The sequence below is a fragment of the Streptomyces gilvosporeus genome, assembly GCF_002082195.1.
Taxonomy (GTDB): Bacteria; Actinomycetota; Actinomycetes; order Streptomycetales; family Streptomycetaceae; genus Streptomyces; species Streptomyces gilvosporeus.
In genome coordinates this window covers 5744299-5758174 of the sequence record NZ_CP020569.1, presented here as the reverse complement: position 1 = coordinate 5758174, position 13876 = coordinate 5744299, and the positions used below count along the sequence as shown (strand labels likewise).

At 73.1% G+C, this 13876-nt stretch carries 10 protein-coding genes; 3 read left to right on the top strand and 7 right to left on the bottom strand.

Going from position 1 to position 13876, the window contains the following annotated elements; translation table 11 throughout:
- Nucleotides 1-8 precede the first annotated feature (8 nt).
- From B1H19_RS25815 to B1H19_RS25800, 4 genes are all read right to left on the bottom strand, one after another.
- Nucleotides 9-2123 (bottom strand): protein kinase domain-containing protein, encoded by a 2115-nt coding sequence (locus tag B1H19_RS25815; protein ID WP_083107137.1) that lies wholly within the window; start codon nt 2121-2123, stop codon nt 9-11.
- A gap of 42 nt (nt 2124-2165) precedes the next feature.
- Nucleotides 2166-4361, bottom strand: coding sequence for a protein kinase domain-containing protein (locus B1H19_RS25810; RefSeq protein ID WP_083107136.1), 2196 nt, complete (start codon nt 4359-4361; stop codon nt 2166-2168).
- Nucleotides 4362-4367: 6 nt separating this feature from the next.
- Entirely contained in the window at nt 4368-5333 is a 966-nt protein-coding gene (locus B1H19_RS25805) for a protein kinase family protein (RefSeq protein WP_083107135.1), read from the bottom strand.
- 162 nt (nt 5334-5495) lie between these two features.
- Nucleotides 5496-5963 carry a hypothetical protein gene (locus B1H19_RS25800; RefSeq protein WP_418361524.1) on the bottom strand — a complete coding sequence of 156 codons (468 nt, stop codon included), beginning with the start codon at nt 5961-5963 and terminating at the stop codon, nt 5496-5498.
- A gap of 425 nt (nt 5964-6388) precedes the next feature.
- On the opposite strand from B1H19_RS25800, the gene B1H19_RS25795 reads away from it, so the two are divergent.
- Entirely contained in the window at nt 6389-8158 is a 1770-nt protein-coding gene (locus B1H19_RS25795; protein WP_083107134.1) for an ATP-binding protein, read from the top strand.
- 74 nt (nt 8159-8232) lie between these two features.
- Here the strand turns inward: B1H19_RS25795 and B1H19_RS25790 are convergent, their stop codons facing one another.
- The gene (locus tag B1H19_RS25790; protein WP_083107133.1) at nt 8233-9417 is read right to left on the bottom strand and encodes an alpha/beta hydrolase; all 1185 of its coding nucleotides are present in this window, start codon (nt 9415-9417) and stop codon (nt 8233-8235) included.
- Nucleotides 9418-9768: 351 nt separating this feature from the next.
- On the opposite strand from B1H19_RS25790, the gene B1H19_RS25785 reads away from it, so the two are divergent.
- Nucleotides 9769-10350 carry a TetR/AcrR family transcriptional regulator gene (locus B1H19_RS25785; RefSeq protein ID WP_237289514.1) on the top strand — a complete coding sequence of 194 codons (582 nt, stop codon included), beginning with the start codon at nt 9769-9771 and terminating at the stop codon, nt 10348-10350.
- A gap of 225 nt (nt 10351-10575) precedes the next feature.
- Here the strand turns inward: B1H19_RS25785 and B1H19_RS25775 are convergent, their stop codons facing one another.
- Nucleotides 10576-11523, bottom strand: coding sequence for a DeoR/GlpR family DNA-binding transcription regulator (locus B1H19_RS25775; RefSeq protein WP_237289513.1), 948 nt, complete (start codon nt 11521-11523; stop codon nt 10576-10578).
- A gap of 244 nt (nt 11524-11767) precedes the next feature.
- Complete coding sequence (locus B1H19_RS25770) at nt 11768-13213, bottom strand: NAD(P)H-quinone dehydrogenase (RefSeq protein ID WP_083107131.1); 1446 nt, start codon at nt 13211-13213, stop codon at nt 11768-11770.
- Between the two features lie 150 nt (nt 13214-13363).
- Between B1H19_RS25770 and B1H19_RS25765 the strand changes: the two genes are divergently transcribed.
- A complete protein-coding gene (locus B1H19_RS25765; RefSeq protein ID WP_030066865.1) occupies nt 13364-13801 on the top strand; it encodes a gamma-glutamylcyclotransferase family protein in 438 nt (145 codons plus the stop codon).
- Nucleotides 13802-13876 lie beyond the last annotated feature (75 nt).

Below are 13876 nucleotides of genomic sequence, written 5' to 3'. Positions count from 1 at the left end.
ACGGCGCGTCAGAACACCGGAAGCGCGTACAGCGACCCGTCGTTCATGACGAAGACGCGGTTGCCGTCGGCCACCAGCCACTGGCGTTTGGCCTCGGGCAGTTTGAACGTCAGGACCGGGTAGCCGTCCTTGGCGGTCATCGCGTCGACCTCGTAGAAGCCGTCACCCTGGATCGTCCAGAGGCCGTTCCCCTGGGGGACGACGGGTGTGTAGATGTTGGACGAGCCGCGGATCTGGAAGACGGAGCTGCCGTCGGCGGGCTTCCAGGCGTCCGGCAGCGTGGACTGCCCGTCCCGGTACGCCTGGTAGGTCGCGTACAGGACGTCCGCGGTGGCGGTCACCGGGCCCCACGAGTTGAACGTCCCGTCCAGGCCGCGTTTCCTGACGGTCCACCGCTTCTTGCCGTCGGTGATCCTGCGGGCCGTCATCGACCTGCCGCCGAAGTAGACAGTGTCGCCGTAACAGGACGGGCGGACGTAGGAGTCGGACTGGCCGCGCAGGTCCCAGCTGTGGCGGCCGTTCGCGGTGTCCACGGCCAGGACGTTGCCGTCGGCGGTGCCCACGACCAGGCGGCCGTGGGCGGTGACTCCGGGCGGGTTGATCCTGGTGCGGAACGGCGCGTCGATCGGGGCGGTCCAGCGGATCTTCCCGTCGGATCGGCCGACGGCGCGCAGCCGGTGGTCCTTGGTCACGGCGTAGACCGCCTCGTCGTCGGCAGCCAGCAGCGCGTCCAGACCGGCGTCGGCAGTCCACCGAGGCTCGCCGGTGGAGGGCACGAACGTGCGCAGGGTGCCGTGGTCGTCGACGGCCGCGATCAGGCGGTCGGAGAGGGAGAGGTAGCGGCCGGTGGCCTTGACGCCGCGGGCGGCCCAGCGCCGTTTGCCGTCCACGACGTTGTACGCCGCGATGCCGCCGCCCCAGGCGCCGACGACGATGACGTCCCGTACCGGCAGCGGCGCCGGGGTGTCGTCGGCGAGGACCTCGATCGGCCCCCAGAGCGCCTTCGGCGAGCCGCCGATGACGAAGTCACCGTCGTCCGCGTTGAGCACATGCGCCGCGGGGGTCGGGACGGCGGGCGGGAAGGCGAAGAGGTCCTTCTTCTTCGCGGGCCGCCGCTGCTCGGGGCCCGGCCACCAGGCGAGCGCCGCGCCACCGCCCGCCGCGAGAACCGCACCGCCCGCCGCGAGGCCGGTCACCAGCCGGCGCCGGGTCACGGGGCGGCCGGCGTCGGGCAGCGTCGGCGCGGTCAGCTCGTGGACGCCGCTCTCGCGCTGCTTGATCTCCTCGGCCACCCGGCCGCGCCGCCAGGCCCGTTCGGCTCCCCGCGGCGGCGCGAAGGCCGCGGCGATCCGGTCCGGCGTGGGCCGGGCGGCCGGGTCCTTGGCCAGGCACGGGGCGATCAGGGCACGCAGCGCCTCCGGTACGGCCGCCAGGTCCGGCTCCTCGTGGACGACCTTGTACTGGAGGGCGGGGACATGGGTGGCGTCGAAGGCGCGCCGGCCGCTCGCCGCGTAGACCAGGACCGCGCCGAGTGAGAAGACGTCGGCGGGGGCGGCGACCCGGCGGCCCAGGACCTGTTCGGGCGCGCCGTAGCCGGGGGTGACCGGGACCTGCCCGGTGGCGGTGAGGGTGAGGCCGTGTTCGGGGCGGGCGATGCCGAAGTCGATGATGCGCGGGCCGCTCGACGTCAGGACGATGTTCGGGGGCTTGAGGTCCCGGTGGATCAGGCCGGTGGCGTGGATGTCGGCGAGGGTGCGGGCGAGGGCGGCGGCAAGGGCGCGGACGGCCGGTTCACCGAAGGGGCCGTAGGACCCGACGGCCTCGTCGAGGGTCGGACCGGCCAGGAATTCGGTGGCGATCCAGGGACGGCCGCCCTCGGTCTGCGCGCCCAGGACGGCCGCCACGCCCTTGCTGCGGACGGCCTGCGCGGTCTGCGCCTCGCGGACGAAACGCTGGGCGAGGTTCGGTTCGTGCGTGAGCTCGGGGCGCAGCACCTTGACCGCCGCAACGGTCCCGGCGCCGTCCAGCCCGACGTAGACCTTTCCCATACCGCCCTCGCCGAGCACACCGAGCAGGCGGTAGGGGCCGAGGCGAAGGGGGTCGCCGGTGCCGAGGGGTTTCATGGTGAGCGGACTCCGGGGGGGGGCGGACGGGTCGATGAGGGGCTACTGGAGGGGGAAGGCGGCCAGGAAGTGGTCGTCGGAGGCGAGGATCACCTTGTTGTGCTCGTCGGCGATGAAACGCGTCCCAGTGGTTTTGTACTGCCGGGCGGTGGTGTGCGAAGCGAGGCCGACCGCACGCAGCACCCCGTCGGCCGTGCTGAGGGTGTAGGCGTGGCGGGGGCCGATGACGGGACGGGCGGTGAGGGCGGTGCGCGGTCCGTAGGCGTCCCGCTGGGCCCATCGGGGCTTCCCGGTGGCGGCCTCGACCGCCGTCAGACCTGTGCCCTTGCGCGCGGCGTACAGCACCCCGTCCTTGAGCGCCGGCGGCCCATACGTCCCCTCCGCGGCCCACGCCTGCCCGCCGTCGCTCAGCCGCAGCGCGCGCAGCGGGCCGACGCCCAGGTAGAGGTGCCTGCCGTCGGCCGTCAGCGGATACCGGACGTCATCGGGCCGCGCGCCCTTGAGCGGCCGCTCCCAGACGGACTTTCCGGTACGGGTGTCGCGGGCGACGATCCGCACCGTGCCGTCGTTCATGAGCTGGAGGGCGACGAGGCGGCCGGCGGCGACGGTCGCCGCCAGGAAGTGCGCCTCGTCGGACTTCTGGGAGTGGAACGGAACCGGCTCGTACCACCGCTTGCGGCCCGTGCGGACGTCCACGGCGGTGACGTTCCAGGGCATCTGCCGGTCGTACTGCTTGATCTTGTCCCGCTGGAGCACGCACAGGTACGCGGTGCCGCCGGAGACGGCCAGCAGCTGGACGCCGAAGAGCTTGCCCCGCGCGTCCCTCAGGTCGGCCTCGGGCTTCTGGGTCCTGCCGGTGGCGAGGTCGAGGGGGGCGAGGGCGCGGGAGATGCCCGGCGGGGTCTTCAGGTTCACGATGCGGTAGACGCGGCTGCCATCGGAGGCGAAGTGCCAGGAGGCGTCCACGTCCGACGTCCAGGTGACGTCCCCGGATGCCGGGTTGATGCCGTAGACGGTGGCGCCGCAGACCATGAGGGCCCTGCCGCCGACCACCAGCGGCATCTCGGGCGTCTCGTCCTTGTCGATGCCGCCGGGCTGGAAGTGCCACAGCGAGTCCCACTTCTTCTTGGGCAGCGCCCCGACGCTCGGACCGGGCACCGGCTTCTTGTACGGGGCCGGGGCGGGCGGCGGCGCATCGCCCCCGCCGAGCCAGGCCCAGGCACCGGCGCCCGCCCCGCCCAGGCCCAGTACGGCACCAGCCGCGCCCAGCAGCAGGCCGCGGCGGGAGGAGCCGGTGGCGACCGGCACGGTGTCGGGCACGGCCGGCGCCTCGGCCGGGGCGGGCAGCCGCGGCGGCACGGGCTGCCAGACGCCGGCGGCCCGTGCCCCGATCAGCGCCAGCACCGTATCGGGCAGATGGTCGGCGAACTCCCCTTGCCCGTCGTGGAGTTGGGACTGCAACTCGGCCGTGGTGGGGCGCGCCGCCGGGTCCTTGGCCAGGCAGTGCGACAGGACGGGGACCAGGGCCTCGGGGGTGCCGGTGAGGTCCGGGTCGCCATAGCGGACGCGGTAGACGAGGTCGGCGGGCCGACCGTCGCCGAAGGGGCCGCGGCCGGTGGCAGCGAAGGCCAGGACCCCGGCGAGCGCGAACACATCGCCGGCCGGGGTGTGTTCCTCGCCGGTGGCCTGCTCCGGTGACATGAACGCCGGGGTGCCGACCGCGCTGCCGGTGTGGGTCAGGTGGGTGTCGCCGAGGGCACGGGCGATACCGAAGTCGATGACCTTCGGCCCGTGGGCGGTGACCATGATGTTGGACGGTTTGAGGTCGCGGTGGACGACGTCGGAGCGGTGCAGCTGCCCCAGCGCCTCGCACAGCGCCGCACCCAGGGCCCGTACGGACGCCTCGGGCAGCGGGCCGGACTGCTCCACGGCCTCGTCGAGCGGCGGGCCGAGGACGTACTCGGTGGCGAACCAGGGGGTTGTGGCCAGCGGGTCGGCATCGACGACCTGGGCGCCGTAGCGGCCGCCGATGACCCGGGCGGCGTCCGCCTCCAGCCGGAAGCGGGTGCGGAAGGCGGCCTCGGAGGCCATCGTGGCGTGCATCGTCTTGAGGGCGAGGATCCGGCCGCCCGGGGAGCGGGCCAGGTAGACGGTGCCCATCCCGCCGCTGCCAAGGCGGGCGACGAGGCGATAGGGGCCGAGGTCTTCGGGATCGTCGTGGGTGAGGGGCAGAGGCATGGGGGTTCAGTCCTGGGCTGTCGCGGACGCGGCCGGGAGGGTGGCGGCGAGGAGTGCGGCCGACTGGCGGGCCAGGGCCGCGATGAGGCGGCCGGGCAGCCAGCCGGGCGTGAGCAGGGCGTGGGCACGGCCCTCCGCGGGGCCGGGTGCCGGGGTGGCCGTGGGAGGCGGGGCCGGCGCGCCGGCCGGCGCGAGTGCGTCCAGCAGCTCGGCGGGGCGCGGACGCAGGGCCGGGTCACGGGCGAGGCAGCCGGAGATGACGGCCCGCAGCGGGCCGGGGATCTCGTCGCGCTCGGGGACGGTGTGGCCGGTGGCGGCGTAGGCGAGCGTGGCGCCGAGCGCGTAGAGATCGCCGAGCGGGTCGGGGGTCCGTCCCGCGGCCTGTTCCGGGGGCAGGCTGCCCGACTCCAGGCCGGGCAGGCCGGAACGCGGGGTGCCGTCCGCTGCGGCGGCCCGTACCGCACCGAAGCAGGTGAGCCGGGGGCCGTCGGCGGCCAGCAGGACGGCGGCGGGCGAGATCCCGGCGTGCGCCAGGCCCTGTCCGTGCCCGATGACGAGGGTCTCCACCAGGGCGGCGCCCAGGGCCCTGACGGTGCGTACGGGCAGCGGGCCGCCGTGGTGAGCGAGCGCGGCGGGCAGCGGCAGCGCGGGCAGATACGGGCGGGCGTGCCAGGGCTGCGCGCCGGGCGGGGCGAGTTCGGTGGCCGGAGAGGACCACGGGCCGAGCAGATAGCGCGACACCTCGGCCTCGGCCAGGAAGCGCCCGGGGTCGGCGCCCGGCAGCGGGACGCTGATCAGGACCGTACGGGCGCCGTCCGCGCTGCGGGCGAGAAACCGCCGCTCAGGAAGGGGCATACCGGATGTTCCGGACGGGCCGGAGGCGTCGTCGCCGTCGAGCGTGCCGAGCACGGTGTACGGCCCGATGCGGCGCCCGGCCTCTGTGTGCCCAACTCCCGTGTCCAGCCCGTGCATGCCGCACCGCCCCCTCGACGCCCCATGGCGCGATGAGCCTACCGAGGGGCGCCGTTCCGGCCACGGGCGGCCCCGCGGGACGTCCGGCGGCCTCGGCGGTCAGAGATCCGGCGGTCAGGGGGTCCGGCGGTCAAGGGGTCCGGCGGTCAGGAAATCCGGCGGTCAGGCCGGTCCGGCCGCCGCGCCGATCGCCTCGCCGCCGGGCCCGCCGCCCGTCGGCCCGTCGGCCGCCGTCTCCTTCGGCTCCCCGTACGCCACCAGGGTCAGCACGATCATCGCCAGCACCACCATCATCACGGCGAACGCGGGCCAGCCCACCAGTCCGACGGCGAAGGCGCCGAGCAGTCCCTGCACCACCGCGCAGGTGATCAGGACGATCCGGGTGAAACCGCCGGGTGCGCGGTCGCGCAGGGCGGTGCGGGCCAGGAGGACGGCGCAGAAGACGAGATAGAGCCCGAAGAAGATCCCGCCGGCCCACGCCCCCACGGACATCGCGCCGGGCTTGAGCCCCGCGAGCGACATCTGCTGATGATCCACCACAATGCTCAGGATCCAGTTGAGGAGAACGAACCCGAGCGCCTCCAGGATCAGCATCACCGCCGCCACCAGGGCCACCGGTCTGCGCGCCACCACCCCGCCCACCCACTTCCGCCGTCATCGCCGTTACCGCGAGTATCGAGACATCGGCACGCTACTGCCGGGTAATAGCTGGGGCAAGGGGTCTGCGCGGGTGGTCTGCGGGCCGGCGGGCGTTCACCCTCCCGCCGGGCGAGCGGGGCGCAAAGTTTCCTTCGCCCATTCGTAGGGACTCCACAAAGAATTGACGACCCGCCGGACACAGCCCCCCAGAGACCTAGACCACACCGAGGGTTGATGACCGACCGCCGATTCCCGGCCTACCCTGGGCTATCAGGGGAGTTCGGACCCCCGCTGGCACCCTCGGCACGCTCCGTGTGGGCAAGCTCACCCCTGGGAGCGACTCGGCACGCGGTGTCGCCAGTCCCTAAACTCGCGACGTTAATTAGTTGCGGCGTAGCGCCAAGGAAGGACCCATCGTGCGCAAGGTGCTCATCGCGAACCGTGGCGAGATCGCCGTTCGGGTTGCCCGAGCCTGCCGGGACGCCGGGATCGGGAGTGTGGCGGTCTACGCCGAGCCCGACCGGGACGCCCTGCATGTCCGTGCGGCAGACGAGGCCTACGCCCTGGGCGGTGACACCCCGGCCACCAGCTACCTCGACATCGCCAAGGTGCTCCAGGCCGCCGCCGACTCCGGCGCGGACGCCATCCACCCCGGCTACGGCTTCCTCTCCGAGAACGCCGAATTCGCCCAGGCCGTCCTGGACGCCGGACTGACCTGGATCGGCCCCCCGCCGCACGCCATCCGCGACCTCGGCGACAAGGTCGCAGCCCGCCACATCGCCCAGCGCGCCGGCGCACCCCTGGTCGCCGGCACCCCCGACCCCGTCTCCGGATCCGACGAGGTCGTCGCCTTCGCCCAGGAACACGGCCTGCCCATCGCCATCAAGGCCGCCTTCGGCGGCGGCGGCCGCGGCCTGAAGGTCGCCCGCACCCTCGAAGAAGTCCCCGAGCTCTACGACTCCGCCGTCCGCGAGGCCGTGGCCGCCTTCGGCCGCGGCGAATGCTTCGTCGAGCGCTACCTCGACCGCCCCCGCCACGTCGAAACCCAGTGCCTGGCCGACAAGCACGGCAACGTCGTAGTCGTCTCCACCCGCGACTGCTCCCTCCAGCGCCGCCACCAGAAGCTGGTCGAGGAGGCCCCGGCGCCCTTCCTCTCCGACGAGCAGAACGCCGAGCTCTACCGCGCCTCCAAGGCCATCCTCAAGGAAGCCGGCTACGAAGGCGCCGGCACCTGCGAATTCCTCGTCGGCCAGGACGGCACCATCTCCTTCCTGGAGGTCAACACCCGCCTCCAGGTCGAACACCCCGTCACCGAAGAGGTCACCGGCCTCGACCTCGTCCGCGAAATGTTCCGCATCGCCGACGGCGAGGAACTCGGCTACGACGACCCCGCCGTGCGCGGCCACTCCTTCGAATTCCGCATCAACGGCGAAGACCCCGGCCGCAACTTCCTGCCCGCACCCGGCACCGTCACCACGTTCGACGCACCCGCCGGCCCCGGCGTGCGCCTGGACGCGGGCGTGGAGTCCGGCTCGGTCATCGGCCCCGCCTGGGACTCCCTCCTCGCCAAGCTCATCGTCACCGGCGCCACCCGCGCACAGGCCCTCCAGCGCGCCGCCCGCGCCCTGAACGAATTCACCGTCGAGGGCATGGCCACCGCCATCCCCTTCCACCGCACGGTCGTCAAGGACCCGGCCTTCGCACCCGAACTGACCGGCTCCACCGAACCGTTCACCGTCCACACCCGCTGGATCGAGACCGAGTTCGTCAACGAGATCCCCCCGTTCGCCGCCCCCGGCGCCGAGGAGGCCGAGAGCGACAGCCGCGAGACGGTCGTGGTCGAGGTCGGCGGCAAGCGCCTGGAGGTCTCCCTGCCCTCCTCGCTGGGCATGCCGCTCGCCCGCGCCGCGGTCGCCGGCGGCGCCAAGCCCAAGCGCAAGGCCACCAAGAAGTCCACCGGCGCCGCCTCCGGCGACGCCCTGGCCTCCCCGATGCAGGGCACCATCGTCAAGGTCGCCGTCGAGGAAGGCCAGCAGGTCGTCGAGGGCGAACTGGTCGTCGTCCTGGAGGCCATGAAGATGGAACAGCCCCTCAACGCCCACCGCTCCGGCACCATCAAGGGCCTGACCGCCGAGGTCGGCGCCGCCCTCACCTCCGGCGCGGTGATCTGCGAGATCAAGGACTGACGCGACGCGCACACGACGCGAGGGGCTCCCGGTCTTCTTGACCGGGAGCCCCTCGCGTTCGGTGGCGCGGGCCCCTAGGAGTTGCCCACCACGTCCTCCGGGAACGTCAGTGACCTGCTCATCCACTGGAGCGCGGCGGGCAGTTCGCGGCGCCAGGTGGCGAAGTTGTGGCTGCCGTGGCCGAGGATGATCGAATCCGCCGTCATCGGGGGCCGCACGGCGCCCAGGAACGCCTTGGCCGCCGGGTAGTTCTTCTCGCCCGTACGGCTCGTGCCCACCAGGACGTTGACCTCGGGCGCGGGCAGATGCGCCAGCCGCCACATCAGATCGTGCTCCTGTCGGCGCCGAATCCGGTCCTTGCCGTCGCCGAAGAGGTTGCCGGTGGTCGGGTCGTTGCTGACCTTGTAGTCGGGCGAGAGGGCGGCCGCCGCGGTGTAGGTCCGGTCGTGCCGCATGACCAGCTGGAGGGCGCAGCTGCCGCCCGAGGAGTAGCCGAGGACGCCCCAGCTGCCCGGGTCGTCGCCGACGCGGTAGTGGGACCGCAGCGCGTCCGGGACGTCCCGTGCGAAGAAGGTCTCGGCCTGCGGGCCGCCGGGCACGTCCATGCACTGGGTGTCGCGCGGCGGGGCGATGGTGGGCCGCATCATGACGATGATGGTCGGCTGCATCTTTCCGGAGCGGACCAGCCCGGCGGCGGTCTGCGGCAGCCGCAGATGCTGGCCGAGCAGGAAGGTGCCGCCCGGGTAGCCGCTGAGCGCGACGACGACGGGGAAGCGCTGTTTCGCGTACTGCCGCTGGAAGTACTGCGGCGGCAGATACACATACGCCCCGTCCACCACCCGGGTCCGCTTCCCCACGATCCGTACGGACTCCACCCTGCCGGCCCGGTCCGGGCGCCCCTTCGGCAGGCCGTGCACCTTGTCGAGCCCGTCGGGCCCGGAGGGCTGGACGAGGCCCTTGGACGGGTCGCCGACGGGCCCGGCCGCCCCCTCCTTGCCCCATTTGCCGACGGCGGCCGGGGCACCGTCGTACAGGCCGAGCAGCTCGTGCCAGGAGGCGTAGAACTGGAAGTTGGCGTTGACCGCGAGCCCGAGCGTGGCCACGACCGCCAGCTGGGTGCCCGCGATGGCCCCGAGCCGTCCCAGGAGCGCCCGTGGCCCCCGTCCGGCGCACCGGGGCCAGAGCCAGAGGGTGAGCCCCATACAGGCCACGGCGAGTGCACCCATGGCGTACAACAGCGGCCGGCTGGTCAGCCCCATGACGTTCGTCCTCAGATTTCGCCTGCCGTGTCCCCGGCACGTGCCCTCGTGTCCGTGTCACCACGTGAAGGGCACGCCTGGCGTGCACGACGTCGTTCCGCAGGCCCCCGGATGCCCCGGAAAACCTCATTCCGCCAGGTTTGATGACCGCCGGGCCGCCGGCGTTGCCGTGCGCGCGAGGTGTTCGGCCAGACGACGGCGCGGGGTCGCCGCCGGTTCACCGGATGTCTGCCGGGGAGTCATTCCGCAGGCCGCAGCGGCCGCGGCCACCCGGTCCGGGCCGCCCGGTGGACCCGCAGTGGCATCCTGGACCCACCGGGCCGGGACCGGCCGGGACGAGGGAGGACGGCGATGGGGACCGAGACGGCGGGCGCGCGCCCGATGCGGGCGGATGCGCGCCGTAATTACGAACGACTGCTGACCCAGGCCCGTACGGCTTTCACGGAGCACGGCACGGACACCTCGCTGGAGGACATCGCGCGCCGCGCCGGCGTCGGCATCGGCACCCTCTACCGCCACTTCCCCAGCCGTACGGCCCTGATGGGCGCCGTCTTCCAGGGCGAGGTGGACGCGCTGCTGACGTACGCCAGGGAGCTGGCCGATGCGCCGCAGCCGTGCCGCGCGCTGGTCGACTGGCTGCGCGCGGTCATCACCCATGCCAGCACCTACCGCGGGCTGTCCCGCGCCCTGATGGCGGCGTCGGCGGACGACAGCTCGGCGATGGCGCGGTGCTGTGTGCCGATGCGCGAGGCCGGCGAGGCCCTGCTCGGCCGGGCGCAGCGGGCCGGCGCCGTCCGCCCCGATGTGGCCATCGGCGACCTGCTCCAGCTGACCAACGGCATCGCCCTGGCCGTCGAGGAGTCCCCCGACGACCCGGGCCTGGCCGACCGCCTGCTCACGCTCACCCTCAGCGGGCTCACGGCGGGGCGCTGAGGGGCGGTCCGGCCGTACGGGACCACCGCCACCACAGCCGGCACAGCCGGCACAGCCGGCACAGCCGGCACAGCCGGCACAGCCGGCACAGCCGGCACAGCCGGCACAGCCGGCACAGCCGGCACAGCCGGCACAGCCGGCACAGCCGGCACAGCCGGCACAGCCGGCACAGCCGGCACAGCAACCGACAACGGCTCCGGCCCCGACCCACCACGGCGTACGTGATCAGCGGCGTCTCGGCGCCAGGTCCGCGACCCGGCCGCCCGGCCCCTCCGCCAGCGACGGCGCCGGGCGCAGGGGGGAACCGCCGTTGCCCGGGGGGAGGTTGCGGCGCTGGCCGGGCAGCGGCACGTCCCGCCGGGAGGCCCTGCGCTCCCCGACCGCGCCGTCCGGGCCGCCGGTCCGGTCCGGTCCCTGCCCGGCGCCCGGACCGCTCGCGACCGCGATCTGCACGCCCTGATCAGCCAGGGCCTGGAGTTCGGTGGCGGCGCGGTCGTCGTGGCCCGGCGGCTCGTCGGTGACCAGCCGGGTGATCACGTCCGTGGGCACGGTCTGGAACATCGTGTCGGAGCCGAGCTTGGTGTGGTCGGCGAGCACCACCACCTCCCCCGCCGCCTGTACCAGCGCCCGGTCGACGCTGGCGGAGAGCATGTTGGAGGTGGACAGGCCCCGCTCGGCGGTCAGACCGCTGCCCGAGAGGAAGGCGCGGGAGACCCGCAGCCCCTGGAGGGACTGTTCGGCACCGCTGCCGACCAGCGCGTAGTTGGAACCGCGCAGGGTGCCTCCGGTCATGACGACCTCGACGCGGTTGGCATGGGCCAGGGCCTGGGCGACCAGCAGCGAGTTGGTGACCACGGTCAGACCGGGCACCCGGGCCAGCCGACGGGCCAGCTCCTGGGTGGTGGTCCCGGCGCCGACGACGATGGCCTCGCCCTCGTCGACGAAACCCGCGGCGAGATCTGCGATGGCCGTTTTCTCGGCGGTCGCTAGATGGGATTTCTGCGGGAATCCGGACTCCCGGGTAAAACCTCCCGGCAAGACCGCCCCGCCGTGGCGGCGGTCGAGCAGCCCTTCCGCCTCCAGCGCCCGCACATCCCGCCGTACGGTCACTTCGGAGGTCTGGACGACACGGGCGAGCTCCCGGAGCGACACCGCTCCGTTGGCACGCACCATTTCAAGGATCAATTGGCGACGTTCTGCAGCGAACACGAAACTGACAGTAACGCCAACGACCGTCTGTTTTCAGCAGGTTGCACCAAATACCGGAAGTTGCGCACGGCGCATGCGCTGCCGTGATATACGGCGTGCGCCGCGCACGAACTCATGGGTGCGCAATACGGTTTGACTGCTGGTCAGGTAAATCACCCGTGCGCCCGGAGCGCGCCCGACGGCCCGCCGGGCGCACGCGCCGGACCGTCTACTCGCTGGCCGCCTTGCGGGTGTGCAGCTGGCGCGCGACCTCGGCGAGGGAGCCGGAGAGTGACGGGTAGACCGTGAAGGCGCTGGCGATCTGCTCGACGGTCAGGTTGTTGTCGACCGCGAGCGATATCGGGTGGATCAGCTCGCTGGCGCGCGGGGAGACCACCACGCCGCCGACCACGATGCCCGTACCGGGGCGGCAGAAGAGCTTGACGAAGCCGTCGCGGATGCCCTGCATCTTGGCGCGCGGGTTGCGCAGCAGCGGCAGCTTGACCACCCGGGCGTCGATCTTGCCGTTGTCGACATCGGCCTGGGAGTAGCCGACGGTGGCGATCTCCGGGTCGGTGAAGACGTTCGCGGAGACGGTCTTGAGATTGAGCGGCGTCACCGCGTCGCCCAGGAAGTGGTACATCGCGATCCGGCCCTGCATGGCGGCGACGGAGGCGAGCGCGAAGACGCCCGTGCAGTCGCCGGCCGCGTAGACGCCGGGGGCGCTGGTGCGCGAGACCTTGTCGGTCCAGATGTGGCCGGAGTCCTTGAGCTTGACGCCGGCCTCCTCCAGACCGATGCCCGCGGTGTTGGGGATGGAGCCGACGGCCACCAGGCAGTGCGTACCGGAGATCGTCCGGCCGTCGGCCAGGGTGACCTCGACGCGGTCGCCGACGCGCTTGACGGCGGCGGCGCGCGAGCGGGCCATGACGTTCATCCCGCGGCGGCGGAAGACGTCCTCCAGGACGGCGGCGGCGTCGGGGTCCTCGCCGGGCAGGACGCGGTCGCGGGAGGAGACGAGGGTGACGCGGGAGCCGAGCGCCTGGTAGGCGCCGGCGAACTCGGCGCCGGTGACACCGGAGCCGACCACGATGAGCTCCTCGGGGAGCTCGGTCAGGTCGTAGAGCTGCGTCCAGTTCAGGATCCGCTCGCCGTCGGGCAGCGCGTCGGGGATCTCGCGGGGGTGGGCGCCGGTCGCGATCAGCACCGCGTCGGCGACGAGGGTCTCCTCGGTGCCGTCGGCGGCGGTCACCGTCACCCGGCGCGCACCGTCGGGCGACTGACCCGGCTCCAGGCGGCCGCGGCCGCGCATCACCCGGCCGCCGGCGCGGGTCACGGAGGCGGTGATGTCATGCGACTGGGCGAGCGCGAGGCGCTTGACGCGGCGGTTGACCTTGCCGAGGTCGACGCCGACGACGCGCGCCGGGCGGTCCACGTACGGCGTGTCGTCCTCGACGATGATGCCCAGTTCCTCGTAGGAGGAGTCGAAGGTGGTCATCACCTCGGCCGTCGCGATCAAAGTCTTCGACGGTACGCAGTCGGTGAGCACCGACGCCCCGCCCAGACCGTCGCAGTCGACGACGGTCACCTCCGCGCCGAGAGAGGCGCCCACCAGGGCCGCCTCGTATCCGCCGGGTCCGCCACCGATGATCACGATCCGAGTCACGCCCTCCATTGTCCCGCACGGCCCGCCGGCGCTCTCCCCGGGGGCACTCTGCGCGCGTAGCGACCGGGCGGACGCGGGCGGTCCCGCCGCTTTGTACGAATCTCCGGTAGCAATCCGGTATCAAGAGCCGACCCGGCAACCTCCCGTACCCTCGGAACCATGTCGCTCTACGCCGCGTACGCCGGCAACCTCGACGCGCGGCTGATGTCCCGCCGCGCACCGCACTCACCGCTGCGCGGCACGGGCTGGCTGAACGGCTGGCGGCTGACCTTCGGCGGCGAGCAGATGGGCTGGGAAGGCGCCCTGGCGACGATCGTCGAGGCCCCCCGCTCGCAGGTCTTCGTCGCGCTCTACGACATCGCCCCGATGGACGAGGAGTCCATGGACCGGTGGGAGGGCGTGGGCCTGGACATCTACCGCCGGATGCGGGTGCGGGTGCACACGCTGGACGGCGACGAACCGGCCTGGGTCTATGTCCTCAACGGCTACGAGGGCGGCCTCCCCTCCGCCCGCTACCTGGGCGAGATCGCCGACGCGGCGGAATCGGCGGGCGCGCCGCACGACTATGTGATGGAGCTGCGCAAGCGCCCCTGCTGAGAGCGGGGGCCGGGAGGTGCGGCTTGCCGCCCGCGCCGGGGCGGGTCGTGCGCCACGCCCGGCCCGCCGGTTCGT